The organism is Actinacidiphila cocklensis, assembly GCF_907177275.1.
Lineage (GTDB): Bacteria > Actinomycetota > Actinomycetes > Streptomycetales > Streptomycetaceae > Actinacidiphila > Actinacidiphila cocklensis.
Genome location: NZ_CAJSLV010000001.1, coordinates 306,422 through 323,801, shown reverse-complemented (window position 1 = coordinate 323,801; position 17,380 = coordinate 306,422). Strand labels below are relative to the sequence as shown.

Sequence of the window (17,380 nt, the reverse complement as noted above, 5' to 3'; positions counted from 1 at the left end):
CATTCCACCGCGACCTGGATGACACCCGCGCCTTCAGCAGGGGCACCGCGGAAACTCCTCCAGGTCAAGGGTCTTGACAGCGTTGTAAAGCCCGGAGGAGCATCGCTTGCTGTTGCGATGACAACGTTGTCCATCTCGGCGGGCACCCCACACCCAGTGCTGGGGCGCCTCTCCTCCCCGTACGTCCGAAGGGCAGGAAAGTGTCAGTCAGATCCTCCTCAACCGGCGGAAGAACCCGCCTGCGCCACCGGGTCGCCACCGCGGCCACCGCGGCCACCGCGCTGCTCGGCCTCGGCCTCGGCGCGCAGAGCGCCGGCGCGGCCTCCCCGGGTGCCGCGCCGGCCGACCCGGCCTCGTACGTCAACCCGCTGATCGGCAGCTCGAACGCCGGGAACACCTACCCGGGCGCCGTCGTCCCGTTCGGCATGCTCGCCTGGAGCCCGCAGACCTCGACGGGCAACCAGTTCTCCACCCCGGCCCCGGGCGGCTACCGCTACGACGCCACCAGGATCCGCGGCTTCAGCCTCACCCACCTCAACGGCGTGGGCTGCTCGGGTGCCAACGGCGACATCCCGATCATGCCGTTCGTCGGCGACGTGACCTCCTCGCCGAGCTCCGACACCAAGGACGCGGTGTACGCGAGCACCTTCTCGCACGCCAACGAGACGGCGCAGGCCGGCTTGTACAAGGTCGGCCTCGACAGCGGCGCCACCGCGCAGCTGACCACCACCGCACGCACCGGCACGGGCGAGTTCGGATTTCCCGCGGACAAGCCGGCCAGCATGCTGCTGCGCACCTCCAACTCCGAGAGCGGCAGCAGCGCGGCCACGGTGAACGTCGACGCCGCCACCCGTACGGTGACCGGCTCGGTCGACGCGGGCAACTTCTGCGGTCCGCAGAGCGCCAACAACCGGCACGACGTCTACACCCTGCATTTCACGGCCCACTTCGACCAGCCGTTCGCGAAGGTCGGCACCTGGACCGACGGCGCACTCGCCCCCGGATCCACCTCCGCCACGGGCGGCACCGGCTACAACGGCAGCGGCAACCCGACCGCCGGCAAGGGCTCCGGCGCGTACATCACCTTCCCGGCCGGCACCCGCGACGTGCAGGTGAAGGTCGCGATCTCCTACGTGAGCGCCGACGGCGCCGAGGCCAACCTCGCGGCGGAGAACCCGCCGTCGCGCTCCTTCGACTCCGTGCGCGCGAGCGCGGCCGCCGACTGGAACGCGGCGCTGCGGCGTATCGCGGTCTCCGGCGGCAGCCCCGAGCAGTTCAGCACCTTCTACACCGCGCTCTACCACTCGATGCTGGAGCCCACCCTCACCAGCGACGTGGACGGGCGCTACCTCGGCGGCGACCGCGCGGTCCACACGCTCGCGAAGGGCCAGCACGCCCAGTACGGCACCTTCTCCGGCTGGGACCAGTACCGCGCCCAGGTGCAGTTGCTGGCGCTCCTGCAGCCGCGGGTCGGCAGCGACTACGCCCAGTCGCTCTTCAACTACGCCGCCCAGCGCGGCGGCGAGTGGGACCGCTGGCTGCTGGAGAACGGCAAGACCAGCATCATGTCCGGTGACCCCTCCGACGCGGCCCTCGCCGGCATCTACGCTTTCGGCGGCCGGGACTTCGACGTCAAGGGCGCGCTCGCCTCGCTGGTCAAGGCAGCCACCGTGCCCACCGCCAACGACTCCGACAGCGCGGGCTGCAACGTCGAATGCGTGGGCCAGCGACCGGCGTTGGACCAGTACCTGAAGCTCGGTTACGTGCCGTCCGACAACTGCCACTGCTGGGGCGGCGCCGCCGAGACGCTGGAGGACGCGGCCGCCGACTTCGGCCTGTCCGAACTCGCGGGCGCCGTCGGCGACAAGCCGGCGCAGAAGGCCTTCGCCGAGCGCAGCGGCAACTGGACCAACGTCTTCGACCCGAACGCGACCGCGCAGGGCGGTTACATGCGCGACCGCAACTCCGACGGCTCGTGGGCCGGCGCCACCTTCAGCCCGAGCACCGGCAACGGCTTCGTCGAGGGCAGCAGCGCCCGCTACAACTGGATGGTCTACTCCGACGTCGCCGGGCTCGCCCAGGCGATGGGCGGCGACGCGACCGCGATCCAGCGGCTCGACGCCTTCTTCCGCGCCCCCGACGGCACCTTCGACTTCTCGGCGAAGGACCAGACCCGCTACGACCCCACCAACGAGCCGGACATCAACGCGCCCTACCTGTACGACTACTTCGGCGCGCCCTACAAGACGCAGGAGACCGTCCGCGCCGAGACCGACCGGCTGTGGACCGACACCCCCGGCGGCATCCCCGGCAACGACGACGCCGGCACCATGTCCTCCTGGTACGTCTTCTCCGCGCTTGGCCTCTACCCGCAGGTGCCCAGCCGCGCCGACCTGGTGCTCAGCACGCCGATCTTCCCCAAGGCCGTGATCCGCACCGGCTCCGGCCGCACCATCACCGTCAACGCCCCCCAGGCGTCGGCGGACAACATCTACATCCAGGGCCTGAGCGTCGACGGCAAGAAGACCGACCGGCCCTGGGTTCCGGCCTCCTTCACCACCCGCGGCGGCACCCTCGACTACACCCTCGGCGCCACCCCCGACACCCGCTGGGGCAGCGCCGCCAAGGACGCACCGCCCTCCTTCCGCACCGGTGAGGCCCCGTTCTTCGCGGCCGCCTCACCGACGTCGGTGAAGGTCGAGCCCGGCAGCTCCGCGACGACCTCGCTGAAGCTGTCGACCATCCAGGGCAAGAAGACCACGGTGTCCTGGAGCGCCGACGCCCCGGCCGGCATCACCCTGTCGCCCTCGCACGGCACGGTCACCGTGCCCGGGAACGGCGCCGCCGCCGCCGAGCTGGCGGTCCGCGTCGCCGCCGACACCAAGTCCGGTGTCTACCGGGTGCCGTTCACCCTCACCGGTCAGCAGGGCGCCAAGGCCCCGACCGTGTGGCTGAGCGTGACCGTCGGCGTCAACGGTTCCGTCACGTGGTACGTCAACAGCAACGGCATCTCGTACGACGACGCCAACCCGACCGCCAACTTCGACGGCGGCGGCTGGAGTTACTCCGCGAAGGCGCTCGCCGCCGCGGGGGCCGCCCCGGGCGGTACCGTCTCGGCCGACGGCTTCGACTTCACCTGGCCCGACGTCGCGCCCGGCGCACCCGACAACATCGTCGTAGGCGGCGGCGACCAGGTCCTCGACGTGTCGAAGACCTCGGCCGGCGCCACGAAGCTGAGCCTGCTCGGCAGCGCCGCCTTCGGCGACACCACCGGCACCGTCACGCTCACCTACACCGACGGGACCACCCAGCAGGCCGCGATCGGCTTCAGCGACTGGACGCTCGGCGGCGGCGGGGACACCCCCTCCTTCGGCAACACCATCGCCGTGCACACCGCCTACCGCGACGTCATGGGCGGCTCCACCGACCCGGTCGGCACGGACGTGTTCGCCACCGCGCCGATCGCCCTGCAGTCCGGCAAGCAGCTCGCATCCGTGACGCTGCCGGCCACCACCCAGGGCGGCGACATGCACGTCTTCGGCATCGCCACCGCATAACGGCTCCGCCGCCCCGTTCCACACACCTGCCGCCCCGGCCCGTCCTCGGCCCGGGGCGGCAGTCTGTCACGGCACCACGCCCGCCGGCCGCGCGGCGGAAGCGCCGGGGCCGGCCGCCCCTTGCTGCGGGGCCGCCACGTCGCGCCGGCGGGCCAGGACGACGCCGCCGCCGACGATGGAGCCGAGTAAAGGCCCACTCCAACGCGTCCTGACGAGGCCCTCCGGCGTCACCGATCGGCGGCCCCCGGCGGCCGCACGCAGGAAAGGCGCTCGCCGCCCCGCCCCGCGGCGGGCGCCTCCCCGTGCGACCAGCCGTTCGGCGATCTGCACTGGTCAGGTCCGGCCCCAGGCCTCAGGCTGGGGTGATGATGCCTCGCATAGCATGAAAAAGGGGTTCCGGACCAAGGGAGAGCCGGCATGGCTTCACCGGGCGCGCTCAGCGGCGACGAAGTCCTCGCTGACGTCGTGGCGGCCCTGGTCGACGATGCGGAAACGGTGCGGGTCTGGTCCCCCACCGCGACCGAATGCCTCGGGTGGACCTCCGGCGAGGTGTGCGGCCGCCCGCTCGCCGACCTCGTGGCCGAGCCCCAGCCCGGCGACCTGCGCGGGGCCGGAGTGGCGCGGCTGCGGACCCGGGGCGGCGACACGGTCACTCTTCGTTACCATTCCATTGCGTTCGGGGACGCCGGATCACGCCTCTTCCTCGCCGTCCGCGCCGACCAGGCCTTGAACAGAGCACAGGGCGGAGCGATGCTGGACGCCCTCATGGCCCAGGACCGCATCAGTTTCGTGCTGCGCGGCACCGACCTCGCCGTGCAGCGGACCAACGTCACGTCGGTGGGGATGCCGCGGCTCACCGTGGGCACCCGGCTCGCGGACGTGATGGACGCGCGGGACGCCGAGAAAGCCGAGGCGTCACTGCGCACCGTCCTGGACACCGGCGTCCCCGTGGTCGGCCGCGAGCAGCGAGTCCGCTCCCTGGCCGACCCCACCCAGGAATGGTCGTTCACGGTCACCGCCCTCAGGCTCGACAGCCCCAAGGGCGACCCGGCGGCCGTCGCCGTGTTCCTCACCGACGCCACCCCGCAATGGCAGGCCGGCCGGCGCCTGCAACTGCGCCACCGTGCGGCCGCCCGCATCGGAGCCTCGCTCGACGTCAAGCGCACCGCCCAGGACATCGTCGACGTCCTCGTACCCGACTTCGCGGAATTCGCGGCGGTCGACCTCGCCATGCCGGTCCTGACCGGTGACGAGCCGGAGATGGCGCTGGACAGGGACGATCTGCGACTGGAGCGCGCGGCCGTACGCTCGCCGGACGGCATCTGGCCGCCGAAACTCCTCCAGGTGGGCATGCCCCTCCCGGCGCTCCCGCCCATGCCCCAGGTCCGCAGGCTCCAGCAGGGGCAAACGGTCCTCGTCGACCGAGCCGTCCTGGACAGCCGACTCGTGGAGAGCGACGCGCTCAGCACGCTGATCCCGGAAGACGGCCGCTGGCTCGTCCTTGCCCCCATGTTCGCCCGCGGCATCGTCCTCGGCCTGATCGCCGGCTGGCGTACCAGCAAAGCGGAGGCCTTCACCGCCCAGGACGCGGACCTCCTGACCGAGATCGCCGCGCACTCCGCGCTCAGCGTGGACAACGCCCGCCGCTACACCCGTGAGCACCTGGCCGCCGTCGCACTCCAGCAGCGCCTGCTCCCCCGGCCCACCACGGTCACCCCCGCCATCGAAACAGCCGGCCACTACCTGCCCGCGGCAGCCGGCGGAAGCGAGATCGGCGGCGACTGGTTCGACACCATCGCCCTGCCCTCCCTGCGGGTCGCCCTGATCGTCGGCGACGTGATCGGACACGGGCTGCCCGCCACCGCCACGATGGGACGGCTGAGGACCGCGGTGCAGACCCTGGCCGACCTGGAGCTGGCTCCCGACGAGCTGCTCACCCACCTCGACGAGCTGGTCGCCAGGCTCGCCGCAGAAGCGGGCCCGCAGCACCGTGACACGATCGGCGGAACGTGCCTGGTCGGCGTGTACGACCCCATCGCGGGACAGTGCACCTTCGCCAGCGCCGGCCATCCTCCCCCCGTCGTCGTCGCCCCGGACGGAACGGCCCGTCTCGTCGACCTCCCCCCCGGGCCGCCCCTGGGCGTCGGAGGCCTGCCGTTCGAGACGACGACATGCGCGCTGGAACCGGGATCCGTCCTCGCCCTGTACACCGACGGCCTCCTCCTGCGCCAGGACGCCGACACCGACACGGCCATGACCCACCTCGTCCAGCGGCTCTCCGACCTCGTCAGCAGCGGCGAAGAGCTCGCGGCCATCGGGCCCGCCCTGACCGCCGGCGCCGACGGGCCTCCGGTACGGGACGACACCGCACTGCTCCTGGCCCGGGTGCGAGCGCTCCGCCCGGACCACGTCGCGTACTGGCAGTACCCCGCGGACCCCGCCACGGTCGCCACCGCGAGAAACGCCGTCGCCCGCAAACTCACCGAGTGGGGCCTGGAAGAGCTGGTCTTCACCACGGAACTGATCGTCAGCGAGCTGGTCACCAACGCCATCCGGTACGCGGGAGGACCGCTCGGCCTGCGCCTCATCCGCGACTCCGTCCTCGTGTGCGAGGTCCGCGACCCCAGCAACACCCAGCCCCGGCTGCGCCGCGCCCGCACCATGGACGAGGGAGGCCGCGGACTGTTCCTCGTCGCCCAGGTCAGCCACCGCTGGGGCAGCCGCTACGGGCAGTCCGGCAAGACCATCTGGGCCGAGCAGCTCCTGCCGGACGCGACGCCCGACACCCCGGCCGAACGCCGTTGACCACGCTCGACGTCGTCCTGCGGCGGTGCGGGACAATCGCCCGGTGTACGCCTCGATCCGCGCACTCGACGATCTGCTCGACTCGCTGCCGGCGGTCAGCCCCTCCCGGCTGCGCCAACTGCGCGCGTTCCGCGGCGAGCTGGCCCGAGCACTGGTCGACGACGGCTTCCGCCCGGCCCGCCGCAGCCTGACCGCCCTGCTCGACGCCCCGGTGCTCCAGCGGTACTTCGAGGTCGCCGAGACCGGGGCACTCAGAGACCGGCTGGTGGGCGGAGCCAGGCCACCGACCAGCCGGGCGACCAACCAGGCCCGGCGCGACTGCCTCGACCTCCTGCTCTCGGCCGCCGGCCGACCCCGGCTCCAGCCGGCCACACGGCCCTGGAACCGCGAGCCGGACACCCGCCCGGCCGTCATCCTGCGGCCCACACCCACCCCCGGTGATCTGGCAGAGCTGCGCCGGCGACTGGCCCACGCGCTGAACGCCCGACTCGACCCCGGCCAGGCCCGGTTCACCGCCATGGTCGCCATGGTCCTCGATACCGCGGCCCGCGCCGGCGAACTGGCCGCCATGCGACTCGACGACCTCGACGAGGACCTCACCACCGTGGAAGTACGCCGGAGCCCCCAGCACGGCACGGCCCCGGCACGCCCCGCCCGGACCGACCTGCTGCAGCTGTCCGCCCTGACCACCGCGGCGCTGCGGCAATGGCTCCCCGCCCGCGGGCAACTGACGGCCCCTCTCCAGGGCGCGGCAACCGCACTGTGGGTGAGCCTCCGCTCCAACCACAGCGGCCGGCTCGACGCCCACGGCCACGCCACCATGCGCCCACCCGGCCTCCCGCTCCAGGACAGAGGCCTCGCCCGCGCCTACGCCACCGGCCGCCACCGCTCCGCGGTCGGCGACCTCCTCCCGCCCAAGATGGAACAGCTCCGCCGAGCCCTCACCACCAGCCCCTCCGTTCCCTGACAGAACCCCCTCGCCTCGCCGCTGTTGTTTTTCCGCCGTCACCCGGCGGCAAGGCCATAGGCCTGTTATTAGTCACCGGGGAAATATCGGCGCCTTCAGCGGGCCGCCGCACGCCCGGTCCGGCATCTTGACGGCGCTCCCGGCACCCTCGAAGCTTTCGTGGGAGCGCTCCCATGTCCGCTGATGTCACTTCCCTGCCGGAAGGAACGATCCGTGATCCCCCACTCACCCCGATCCCACCGCCCGAGGTCTCCGGGACGAACCGGACGGTTCCGCCCCCGGGTCCTGGGCACGCTGGCCGTGGCCGGCCTCTTCGGCGCCGCGCTGGTCGCCCCGGCCGGTGCCGCCTCGAACGCCGTTGACGACCCGCCGGAGCAGATCGTCAACGGCGACTTCTCAGGCGGCAGCACCGCGCCCTGGTGGTGGACGGCGAACAATCCGGCCGCCGTGCTGGACGGCCGGCTCTGCGCCGACATCCCGGGGGGCACCACCAACCCGTGGGACGCCATCATCGGGCAGAACGACCTGCCCCTCATCGCCGGCGAGAGCTACACGCTCGGCTACACCGCGACCGCCTCGGTGCCGGTCACCATCACCACCAACGTGCAGATGGCGACCGAGCCTTACACCACCGAGCTGTCCGAGCACGACCAGCTCGGCGACACGGCGGTGCCGATCACCCACACCTTCACCGCCCAGGCGGACAACGACGCCGCCCAGCTCTCCTTCCAGGTCGGCGGCAGCTCCGCGCCGTACACGTTGTGCCTGGACGACGTCTCGCTGCGCGGCGGCGCCGCGCCGCCGGTCTACACGCCCGACACCGGCTCCCCGGTCCGGGTCGACCAGGTCGGCTACCTGCCCCACGGGCCGAAGGACGGCACCTTCGTCACCGACGCCACCGACGCGCAGACCTGGACGCTGAAGAACGCGGCAGGCACCGCCGTCGCCACCGGCGCCACCGAGCCCGGCGGTGTCGACCCGACCTCCGGGCAGAACGTCCAGACCTTCGACTTCAGCGGCTACACCACCGCGGGCGACGGCTACACCGTCGCCATCGGCGACGAGACCAGCGAGCCGTTCGCCATCGCCGACGACGTCTACTCCGCGCTGCGGACCGACTCGCTCGCCTACTACTACGACCAGCGCAGCGGCATCGCCATCGACGGCGCGATAGCCGGCGCCGCGTACGCCCGCCCCGCCGGGCACCTCAACGTCGCCCCCAACACCGGTGACAACGACGTGCCCTGCCAGCCGGGCGTGTGCGACTACACCCTGGACGCCGCGGGCGGCTGGTACGACGCCGGCGACCAGGGCAAGTACGTGGTCAACGGCGGCATCGCGGTCTCCGAGCTGATGAACACCTACGAGCGCACGCTGACCGCCAAGGGCGCGAACGGCGCGGCACTCGGCGACGGCAGGCTGAAGGTGCCCGAGACGGGCAACGGCGTGCCGGACATCCTCGACGAGGCGCGCTGGGAACTGAACTTCCTGATGGAGATGCAGGTCCCCGACGGCCGGCCGCTGGCCGGCATGGCCCACCACAAGCTGCACGACCAGGCGTGGACCGGCCTCCCGCAGGCACCGGACCAGGACTCCCAACCGCGCCGGCTGCACCCGCCGTCCACCGCGGCGACGCTCAACCTGGCGGCGGCAGGCGCCCAGTGCGCCCGGCTGTTCAGGCCCTACGACGCGGCCTTCGCCGACCGCTGCCTGGCCGCGTCCCAGAAGGCGTGGACCGCGGCCAAGGCCCACCCGGCCGTCTACGCCGATCCCGACGACGCCATCGGCGGCGGCGCCTACAGCGACGACAACGTCACCGACGAGTTCTACTGGGCCGCCTCGGAGCTGTTCATCACCACCGGTGACGACACCTACCGCCAGGCGGTGCTCACCTCCCCGCTGCACGGCGACACCGCGGCGGTCTTCCCGCCCGACGGGTTCTCCTGGGGCTCCACCGCGGCACTCGGCGCGCTGGACCTGGCGACCGTGCCCAACAAGCTGACCGGCGACCAACTCACCACCGTGCGCGCCATGGTGACGGGCGCGGCGGACGGCTACGCCGCGGACTCGCAGAACGCCCTCTACGGGCTGCCCTATTCTCCGTCCGGCAACCACTACGTGTGGGGCTCCAACAGCCAGGTGCTCAACAACGCCGTCGTGCTGGGCATCGCCAACGACCTGACCGGCGAGACGAAGTACCGGGACGCGGTGCTGCACGCCCTGGACTACATCCTGGGCCGCAACCCGCTGAACCAGTCCTACGTCACCGGCTTCGGCGAGCGGAACTCGCACAACCAGCACAGCCGCATCTGGGCGCACCAGCTCGACGCCGCCCTGCCCAACCCGCCCGCGGGCACCCTGGCCGGCGGCCCGGACAACCAGCTGGAGGACCCGACCGCGCAGAAGAAGCTGACCGGTTGCGCACCGGCCATGTGCTACATCGACGACATCCAGTCGTACTCCACCAACGAGAGCGCCATCAACTGGAACGCGCCGCTGGCCTGGGTCGCCTCCTACGTGGACGACCTCGGCTCAGGCGCGGGCGACAACGGCGGCGGCAAGGCGGCCTGCCAGGTCACCTACACCTCCTACCGGTGGAGCGGCGGCTTCACCACCCAGGTGGCCCTGAAGAACACCGGCACCGCAGCGGTCACCCCCTGGGAGCTGACGTGGTCCTTCGCCGACAACCAGAAGGTCACCGACCGCTGGCAGGCCGAGATCACCCAGAGCGGGCAGAACGTCAGTGCCAAGCCGGTCAGTTGGAACGGCGTCATCCCACCCGGCGCCACCGTCGGCTTCGGTTTCAACGGCACGTCGAGCGGCCAGGTGAGCGATCCGAAGGCGTTCACCCTGAACGGCGGCACCTGCGACACGGCCAGGTGACAGGCCGCCCTCGCTGAGTCGGCGAGCGGCCGGAGCACCCCCGGGAGGGGCGGCTCCGGCCGCTGGCCGGTCTGCGCCCTACACCGGTGTGCGCGCGTACAGGTCCAGATGACCGCACGCCAGGCAGCGGAACGCCTCGACCTGCCAGCGCTGCTTGCCCATGCGCCGCGCACCGCCGAAGATGCCACGCTCCAGGGGGCCGGCGATCCAGCGGGCGTAGCCGCGCGCGCCCTCGCCGGCGTCCTCGATGAATCCGGGCTCCAGTCCGTCTCTCCCGCAACTGCTGCATGCCGCGAGCTTTGCCGACGCCCCCGGCATGCCTACTGCTCCTACGTCGTCCATGGCCCGATGGTCGCGGACCGGCGGCCGCCGGGCAACCCGCCGGCGCAGGGCCGGCGTCACCCCAGGTCGAAGGTGTTGGGCAGCCCGAGCCGGTAGCGCAGCTCGTCGACCCGCTTGAGGGGCTCCATCTCCGGCGGCCGGAACAGCTCCCAGACGTGACACCGCTCGGCGCCTGAACCGTCCGCGTCCAGCAGGGCGTTGACGGCGCGCCGTGCCGACTCGTTGGCGCCCTCCATGGTCGCCAGGTCCACATCCGTGTGGACGTAGTCGCCCGCGAGGAAGAAGTTCGGCACCGCGGTGCTCGCCGACGGGCGGTTGTAGAGGGTGCCGGTGGGGTGGATGAGGAGCTGTTCGCGGTTCTGCGGGTCGGAGCCGCCGAGGCCCGTGACCGCCGGGTCCATGAACCAGCCGAGCCGGTCCTCGTCCCTGAGCGTGGTCTTGCCGGAGTCGTTGAGCCCGTCCTTGAGCTGTGCCCACAGTTCGGCGACGACCTCGTCCTTGGTGCACTCGCGCGCCGTCTTCCCGTACAGGATGCCGGGCTTGTCCCACTCGGAGATGATCGCGGACAGGCACTCGTGGGCCTGCCCGTCCCCGTAGTCGCGCGCGAAGTCGCGACCGTCCCAGAACTGCGTCTGGCCGATTCCGGTGACCGCCCACGGCGAGTCGAGGCAGTTGATGTGGCCGTGCACGACGGGGGTGGGAGTGCGCAGGTAGAACATCACGCCGGTCATCCAGTCCGTCTTCAGCGCGTCGCACCGCCCGAGCTGCGGGTCGGCGGCGCGCAGGGCGGCCCCCCAGGTCCTGCGCGCGTGCTCGACGGGGAGGGCGGAGACGTAGTGGTCGGCGGTGACGGTGCGCTGCCCGCTGCCGTCGCGCGCCGCCACCTGTACGCCGGTCACCCGGCCGCCGCCGTACACCACCTCCTGGACCTCCGTGCCGAGCACGAACTCGACTCCCTGCGAGCGCAGATGCGTCTCCCACGGGTCGATCCACGCCTCGCTGGTCGGGGCGTTCAGCACCCGGTCGATGTCCGCGTCGCCGTCCATGCCGCGGCCCAGCAGGCCCCACAGGATGAGGGCCTCGATGATGACGCGGCCGACGGTGCGGGTGGAGGCGGTCTCGGCGCGGGTGGCGACGAGGTTGCGGGTCTGGCCGATGCCGAGGAGCACCTGGTACTCGCGGCTCATCTCACCGGCCCGGATGAAGTCCCACCACGCGACCTTCTCCCACTGCCCCTCGCGGCGGGCGTCGCAGCTGGTGAGGTGGACCAGGAGCCGGTCGGCGAAGTACGCGGCCTCGTACGCGGGCAGGTGGGTGGCCAGGTCGAGCACCGACAGGACCTGGTCGCGGATCCAGGACGTGGTGAGGTCGCCGGGAGCGGGCGGGGTGGTGACCCGGCGGAGCGGGAAGTGCAGGTCCGGGCGGCCCGCGCCGAGCGCGAACAGCTCCTCCGTACCGCTGCGGAGATTGCCGTGGACTCCGTCGGCGTTGCCGGGGAAGGGGATGCGGCGCATCGTGTCCGGCAGGTTCCGGTAGAAGCCGGGGAAGAAGCGGAAGCCGTGCTCGCCGGGAAGCGGCCTGCGGCCGCCCGTTCCGGTCCCGGGCACGTCCATCGAGCGGGCCTTGCCGCCGAGGACGTCGTAGTACTCGTAGACCGTGACCTCGTAGCCCCGTTCGGCGAGTTCATGGGCGGCGCTGAGCCCGGAGACCCCGCCGCCCAGGACGGCGACGCGCTTGCCGGACGAGGCCGCGGCCGCGCTCCCGGCCGACCCCAGGACCCCGACCGCTCCCCCGCCGACGACCCCGGCGACCGCTCCCCCGGTGGCCGTCAGAAAACGTCTGCGGCTGTGCCGGCCCTGCCCCTCGGACTGCTGCGCATGTTCTGTCGTCATGAGTACTGGAGGGTAGAGAGGGGTGCCGTACGCCGGAACCCCTTTCCCCAGTCACCCACAGCATCCTCACACGCACGAAGAGGCACCGGGTGAGCCGGTCCGCGCGTGGCCCCTGCCCGCGTCCGGAGCGCGAAGATGGCAGCGTGACGACTGACGCAGACTTCCAACCCGCGGACGTGCTCCGCCAGATCGATGCCGCGACCGAGCAACTCCTGCGGACGGCGAGCCGGTTCACCGACGCCGACGTGCGCGCACCCTCGCTGCTGCCGGACTGGTCACGCGGGCATGTCCTGACGCACCTGGCCCGCAACGCCGATGGCGGCCGCCATCTGCTGATCTGGGCCAGGACCGGGGTGGAGACACCGGAGTACCCGAGCATGGCGGCCCGGGAGGAGCAGATCGAGGCGGGAGCGGGTCGCAGCGCCCACGCGCTCGTGGCCGATCTGCGCGACAGTGCCGCCCGGTTCGCGGCGGAGTACCGGCGGATGGAGACCGCGGCATGGAGCCGGACGGTCCGCTGGACGGGGGGTCAGGAGCGTCCTGCGGCCCGGGCCGCCGATTCCCGGCTGAGCGAGGTGCTGGTCCACCACGTGGACCTCGACGCCGGGTACGCACCCGCGCAGTGGCCGGCCGACTTCGTCCGGGCGATGCTCGGCCGGGTCGTCGCGTCGTTCGGCGCACGCAGCGACGCCCCCGCCCTGCGGTTGCACGCCGATGACACCGGCACCCGGTACGACGTCGGCACCGCCGGGCCGGCCACATCGGTCCACGGCACCGAGGCTTCGCTGCTGGCCTGGCTGATGGGACGCTCCCCGGGCACCGACCTGACCGTGCCGGACGGCGCGGCACTGCCCGAACTCCCGTTCCTCTACTGACCGCCGGTGCAGTGGTCCCGCCGGCCCGGCCGGCACACGGAGGGCGGCGGGACGGTGTGTCCCGCCGCCCTCCGGGGAGTGTCAGCGGACGGTGGCGTGGGCGGCGCGTTCGATGACGTCGGCCACCAGGTGGGGGTGGGAGACGGCGACGGAGTGGGACGCGGCGACCTCGGTGGTGTGGGCGTGGGCGCGCTCGGCCATGAAGCGCTGGACGGCCGGGGGGATGTTGAGGTCGCGGGTGGTGACGATGTCCCAGCTCGGGATGGTCCGCCAGGCGGCGGTGGTGGCCGTCTCCTCCAGTGCGGCCTGGGCGATGGGGCGTTGTTCCGCCGCCATGAGGGCGGCCTGGCCGGCGGGGACGTCGGCGGCGAACTGGTGGTGGAACTTGTCCTGCTGGATGTAGAGCTCGGTGGCGCTGGTGCCGTCGGCCTGCTGGTAGGTGACCGGGTCGAGGGCGTCGGGGAGCGTGGAGCCCGGGTACTTGTTGGTCAGCTCCAGGGCGCTCTCGCCGGGGGCGGGCAGGAAGGCCGCGACGTAGACCAGGGCCTTGACCTCGGGATCGCCGGCGGCGGCTTCGCTGATGACGTTGCCGCCGTAGGAGTGTCCGACGAGGATCTTGGGACCCTTGACGTGGTCGAGGACGGTGCGCAGGGCGGCGGCGTCGGAGGCCGGGCCGCGCAGCGGGTTGGCGGCCGCGACGACGGGGTAGCCGTCGGCCTGCAGGTCGGCGACGACGCTGTTCCAGCTCGATCCGTCGGCGAAGGCGCCGTGTTCCAGGACGATGGTCGGCTTGACGTGTCCGTCCGCCTTGGCGGCGCTCGTCGCGCCGCTGGCGGTGCCGCTGAGGGCGAACGCGCCGAGCGCGACTCCGGCCGCGACCGTCGAGACCACTCCGGTCAGCAGCCGCTTGCGTCCGGCCTTGATGCTCACCACGACAGATTCCCCTCACATGTTTCTGCAGATGTTCCGAAGCAGGCAGGACGGGCGGTCCGGCAGACTCGCGTCACCGCCCTGACTGGTGATTAATGTGCCACCTCATTCGTCACCTGTCAAAGTGGTGACGAATGACGGGCTCTCACATGGCGCTCCGAGAGCCCGATAAACAGCGGTACCGCGGACCTCAGAGGTGGTCGGCGTCGACGACGGCCTGGGCGAAGATGCTGGGCGCTTCCTGCGGCAGGTTGTGGCCGATGTTCGCGATGGTGCGGTGCTCGTACGGACCGGTGAAGTGGTTGCGGTAGCCGGTGCCGTCGCCTGCCGGGGTGAAGGGGTCGAGGGCGGGGTCGAGGGTGATAGTGGGGACGCCGACCGTCGGGACTGCGGCGAGCTGCTTCTCGTAGCGCTCGTAGTGGCGTTCGCCGTCGATGAGGCCGATGCGCCAGCGGTAGTTGTAGAGGACGATGGCCGCGTAGTCGGGGTTCTTGAACGCCTCGGCGGTGCGCTGGAAGGTGGCGTCGTCGAAGTTCCAGTTCGGGGAGACGAGGGTCCACACGTAGCGGCACAGGGCGATGCGCTTGTCCTCGTTCTCCATGGTCTTCTTGCCGCGGTCGCTGGCGAAGTACCACTGGTACCACCAGTTGTGCTCGACGGCGGGGGCGGCGGGCTCCAGCTGCGATGCGACGTTGGTGATGACGTAGCCGCTGGTGGAGACCAGGGACGTGACGCGCTCCGGCCACAGCGCGGCGATGATGTCGGCGGTGCGCGAGCCCCAGTCGAAGCCGGCGAAGACGGCCTTGGGGATCTTGAGCGCGTCCATCAGGGCGATGATGTCCAGCGCGATGGCGGACTGTTCGGCGTTGCGGGGGGTGTGGCGCGACAGGAAGGTGGTGGTGCCGTGGCCGCGGAGGTAGGGAACGATGACGCGGTAGCCCTGGTCGGCGAGGAGCGGGGCGACGTCGACGAAGCTGTGGATGTCGTAGGGCCAGCCGTGCAGGCACATCACGACCGGGCCGTCGGCGGGGCCGACCTCGGCGTATCCGATGTCCAGGACGCCCGCCTTGACGTGCTTGAGCGTGCTGAACTCCGTGTGGGTGCCCGGGGTGATGACGGGCACGGTGGGAGCAGCCGTCCCGCCCGACGGGGACGCGGCGGACGCGGTGCCCGGCAGTCCTGCCATGGTGACGGCGGCTGCGCCGGTTCCCAGGCCGACAGCCTTGCTGAAAGTACGCCTGTTGATCATGTGAGGTCCTCTCATATGTCGCGGTGACCGGCCCCCGCACCCGGGAGAGCGGGTGGGACGGGCAGGTCCGGGGTCGTCCCCCTGCTCGGGGACGGCTCCAGTGGTGCACACTCTTGTCGGCGGGGCGACCGGACACATCAGTCATTTGACGGTCGGGTGTGAACAGTGGAAGCAGGTGTGCGCGCCACCCCGGATCTCCGCTCGGTTCCGCAACGCGCACACGTGTTCCGATAGGCGGCCCGTCGGAGCGGGCGCCCGCGAGCCGCCCCCGCAGACATCGGCCGTACCCTGGGGCGAGCGGGCCGGAACTCGACTCAGGGCATCGGCTCCCGGGCGGCCCTGCGGAACGCCCTCGCCGCCCTCGGGCCGGAGGGCATCGGCCGAGGGCGGCACCGATCGCCAGTTGGATGACGTATACGCTCGCGCGGGGCAGCCCGCACACTGGACTAGGAGCACCCTGGACTGTCGTCGCCTCGCCGACACCGTCGCCGGTCCGCCCGAAAGCCGAACAGCAGCACGAAAGAGAACTCGGATGTACGACACCTCAGACAGCCATCCGGACATCCACTGGCCGTCCGGTTTCTCGCCCGCGGACGCGCACAGCTTCCACCGGGCGCAGGCTGTCGTACCCGGGCCGCCGCAGCGGGCCTTCACCCTGCTCACCGACGTGGCGAGCTGGCCGAGCTGGGTGCCGGGGTGCGAGGAGGTGAGCGCCGTCACCCTGACGCAGACCTTCGAGGTGTTCTGGGCGGGGCACCGCTTCGAGGTCTTCGTGGGCGAGAGCGTGCCGCCCCGCCGGATCGGCTGGCTGGGCATCGGCGGCGGCGTGACGCTCTACCAGGCCTGGCTGCTCACCGAGATCGAGGGCGGCACCGAGGTCGTGGTGGAGAACGCCGTCCGCGCCGACGTCCCCAAGGCTCTCGACACCCTGTCCCGCGCCTGGGCCGAGCAGCTGAACGAGCTGTGGCTCGCCCAGCTGGGCAAGCTGTCGGAGCAGCCGCCGAGCCGGGACACGACCGCCTGAGCGCGAATCACCGGCTCGCACCGGGAACCCTCGCCGGGCCTCAGCGGCCGGGCGCGCGCTCGGTGATCTCCTGGAGGAACCACTCGTTGCCGTCGGGGTCCGCGAACGCGGCGAACGTGCCGTAGCTGGCCCGCTCGGGGTGCAGGCCGGGCACCCGGTGGGAGGAGCCGGCGTGGTGGAAGGCGCCGGTCTCGTCGCGGAAGGGGCCGGAGACCTCCACCCCGCGGGATTCCAGCTCCTCCTGGGCCTTGACGATGTCGGTGACGGTCAGCTGGAGGCCATGGAGGGTGCCGGGCTGCTGCGCGCTGAGGCCCTCGCCGAAGATGATCGAGGCCTCGGAGCCGGGCGGGGTCACCTGCACGATGCGGTATCCGTCGTCGATCGGGAAGTCGGCGTCGAGGCGCCAGCCGAGCCTTCCCACGTAGAAGCCCTTGGCGCGGTCCACGTCGGAGACGGGCAGGACGACTACTTCGAGCTTCATGTCCATGAGTGTTCTCGCTTTCCGTGCTGGGAGTGCGGCCCGATCGGCGACACTTCCGTCACCGGTTCAAGCGGTGACCGGATTATGGCAGTCGAGCGCGTCACCGGTCAAGGGGGTGACCTACGACGGAGGCCCGCCGGTGGGACCGGCGGGCCGTCGCGAGCCTTCTCGCACCCGGCGTCAGGAGCGGAACGCCGGACCCGGCCGCGCACACGTGTGAGCAGGGGCAATGACATGCGACCGGGACTCCCCTGGCGGGCTCCGGGGGCGGACTCCCGTTCCGCACCGGGCCACCGGTGTCGGCAGGAGCGCGCCGCTGGACCACCTCGACGGCGCCTGTCGCGCCTTTCACCGTCGACGACGGTGATGCGGGAC

Annotated in this window: 11 protein-coding genes; 6 read left to right on the top strand and 5 right to left on the bottom strand. The window is 71.9% G+C overall.

Annotated features, from left to right (window positions below):
* Positions 1-200 precede the first annotated feature (200 nt).
* From NFU81_RS01255 to NFU81_RS01240, 4 genes are all read left to right on the top strand, one after another.
* A complete protein-coding gene (locus NFU81_RS01255; RefSeq protein WP_251483868.1) occupies positions 201-3,557 on the top strand; it encodes a GH92 family glycosyl hydrolase in 3,357 nt (1,118 codons plus the stop codon).
* Between the two features lie 417 nt (positions 3,558-3,974).
* The gene (locus NFU81_RS01250; RefSeq protein WP_251483866.1) at positions 3,975-6,362 is read left to right on the top strand and encodes an ATP-binding SpoIIE family protein phosphatase; all 2,388 of its coding nucleotides are present in this window, start codon (positions 3,975-3,977) and stop codon (positions 6,360-6,362) included.
* Between the two features lie 43 nt (positions 6,363-6,405).
* Complete coding sequence (locus tag NFU81_RS01245) at positions 6,406-7,329, top strand: site-specific integrase (RefSeq protein WP_251483864.1); 924 nt, start codon at positions 6,406-6,408, stop codon at positions 7,327-7,329.
* Positions 7,330-7,629: 300 nt separating this feature from the next.
* Positions 7,630-10,212: a glycoside hydrolase family 9 protein gene (locus NFU81_RS01240; RefSeq protein WP_251483862.1), complete on the top strand. Its 2,583-nt coding sequence runs from the start codon at positions 7,630-7,632 to the stop codon at positions 10,210-10,212.
* Positions 10,213-10,290: 78 nt separating this feature from the next.
* On the opposite strand, the gene NFU81_RS01235 is transcribed toward NFU81_RS01240, so the two are convergent.
* Together NFU81_RS01235 and NFU81_RS01230 are read right to left on the bottom strand one after the other, a co-directional pair.
* On the bottom strand, positions 10,291-10,530 hold the full coding sequence (locus tag NFU81_RS01235; RefSeq protein WP_251484092.1) for a hypothetical protein: 240 nt from the start codon (positions 10,528-10,530) through the stop codon (positions 10,291-10,293).
* Positions 10,531-10,610: 80 nt separating this feature from the next.
* Entirely contained in the window at positions 10,611-12,446 is a 1,836-nt protein-coding gene (locus NFU81_RS01230) for a hydroxysqualene dehydroxylase (RefSeq protein ID WP_251483860.1), read from the bottom strand.
* Between the two features lie 143 nt (positions 12,447-12,589).
* Between NFU81_RS01230 and NFU81_RS01225 the strand changes: the two genes are divergently transcribed.
* Positions 12,590-13,321, top strand: coding sequence for a maleylpyruvate isomerase family mycothiol-dependent enzyme (locus NFU81_RS01225; protein ID WP_251483858.1), 732 nt, complete (start codon positions 12,590-12,592; stop codon positions 13,319-13,321).
* Between the two features lie 81 nt (positions 13,322-13,402).
* On the opposite strand, the gene NFU81_RS01220 is transcribed toward NFU81_RS01225, so the two are convergent.
* Both NFU81_RS01220 and NFU81_RS01215 read right to left on the bottom strand, forming a co-directional pair.
* A complete protein-coding gene (locus NFU81_RS01220; protein WP_251483856.1) occupies positions 13,403-14,254 on the bottom strand; it encodes an alpha/beta fold hydrolase in 852 nt (283 codons plus the stop codon).
* 187 nt (positions 14,255-14,441) lie between these two features.
* The gene (locus NFU81_RS01215) at positions 14,442-15,500 is read right to left on the bottom strand and encodes an alpha/beta fold hydrolase (protein WP_251483854.1); all 1,059 of its coding nucleotides are present in this window, start codon (positions 15,498-15,500) and stop codon (positions 14,442-14,444) included.
* 532 nt (positions 15,501-16,032) lie between these two features.
* Here NFU81_RS01215 and NFU81_RS01210 point away from each other — a divergent pair.
* Positions 16,033-16,524 (top strand): SRPBCC family protein, encoded by a 492-nt coding sequence (locus tag NFU81_RS01210; RefSeq protein WP_251483851.1) that lies wholly within the window; start codon positions 16,033-16,035, stop codon positions 16,522-16,524.
* Positions 16,525-16,564: 40 nt separating this feature from the next.
* On the opposite strand, the gene NFU81_RS01205 is transcribed toward NFU81_RS01210, so the two are convergent.
* Positions 16,565-17,011, bottom strand: a complete 447-nt coding sequence (locus tag NFU81_RS01205) for a VOC family protein (protein WP_251483848.1) — start codon at positions 17,009-17,011, stop codon at positions 16,565-16,567.
* Positions 17,012-17,380 lie beyond the last annotated feature (369 nt).

Excerpts from the sequence above, each read along its gene's own strand:
- NFU81_RS01230 (WP_251483860.1), bottom strand. The coding sequence starts at position 12,446 with ATGACGACAGAACATGCGCAGCAGTCCGAGGGGCAGGGCCGGCACAGC.
- NFU81_RS01205 (WP_251483848.1), bottom strand. The coding sequence starts at position 17,011 with ATGGACATGAAGCTCGAAGTAGTCGTCCTGCCCGTCTCCGACGTGGAC.
- NFU81_RS01235 (WP_251484092.1), bottom strand. The coding sequence starts at position 10,530 with ATGCCGGGGGCGTCGGCAAAGCTCGCGGCATGCAGCAGTTGCGGGAGA.
- NFU81_RS01210 (WP_251483851.1), top strand. The coding sequence starts at position 16,033 with ATGTACGACACCTCAGACAGCCATCCGGACATCCACTGGCCGTCCGGT.
- NFU81_RS01250 (WP_251483866.1), top strand. The coding sequence starts at position 3,975 with ATGGCTTCACCGGGCGCGCTCAGCGGCGACGAAGTCCTCGCTGACGTC.
- NFU81_RS01215 (WP_251483854.1), bottom strand. The coding sequence starts at position 15,500 with ATGATCAACAGGCGTACTTTCAGCAAGGCTGTCGGCCTGGGAACCGGC.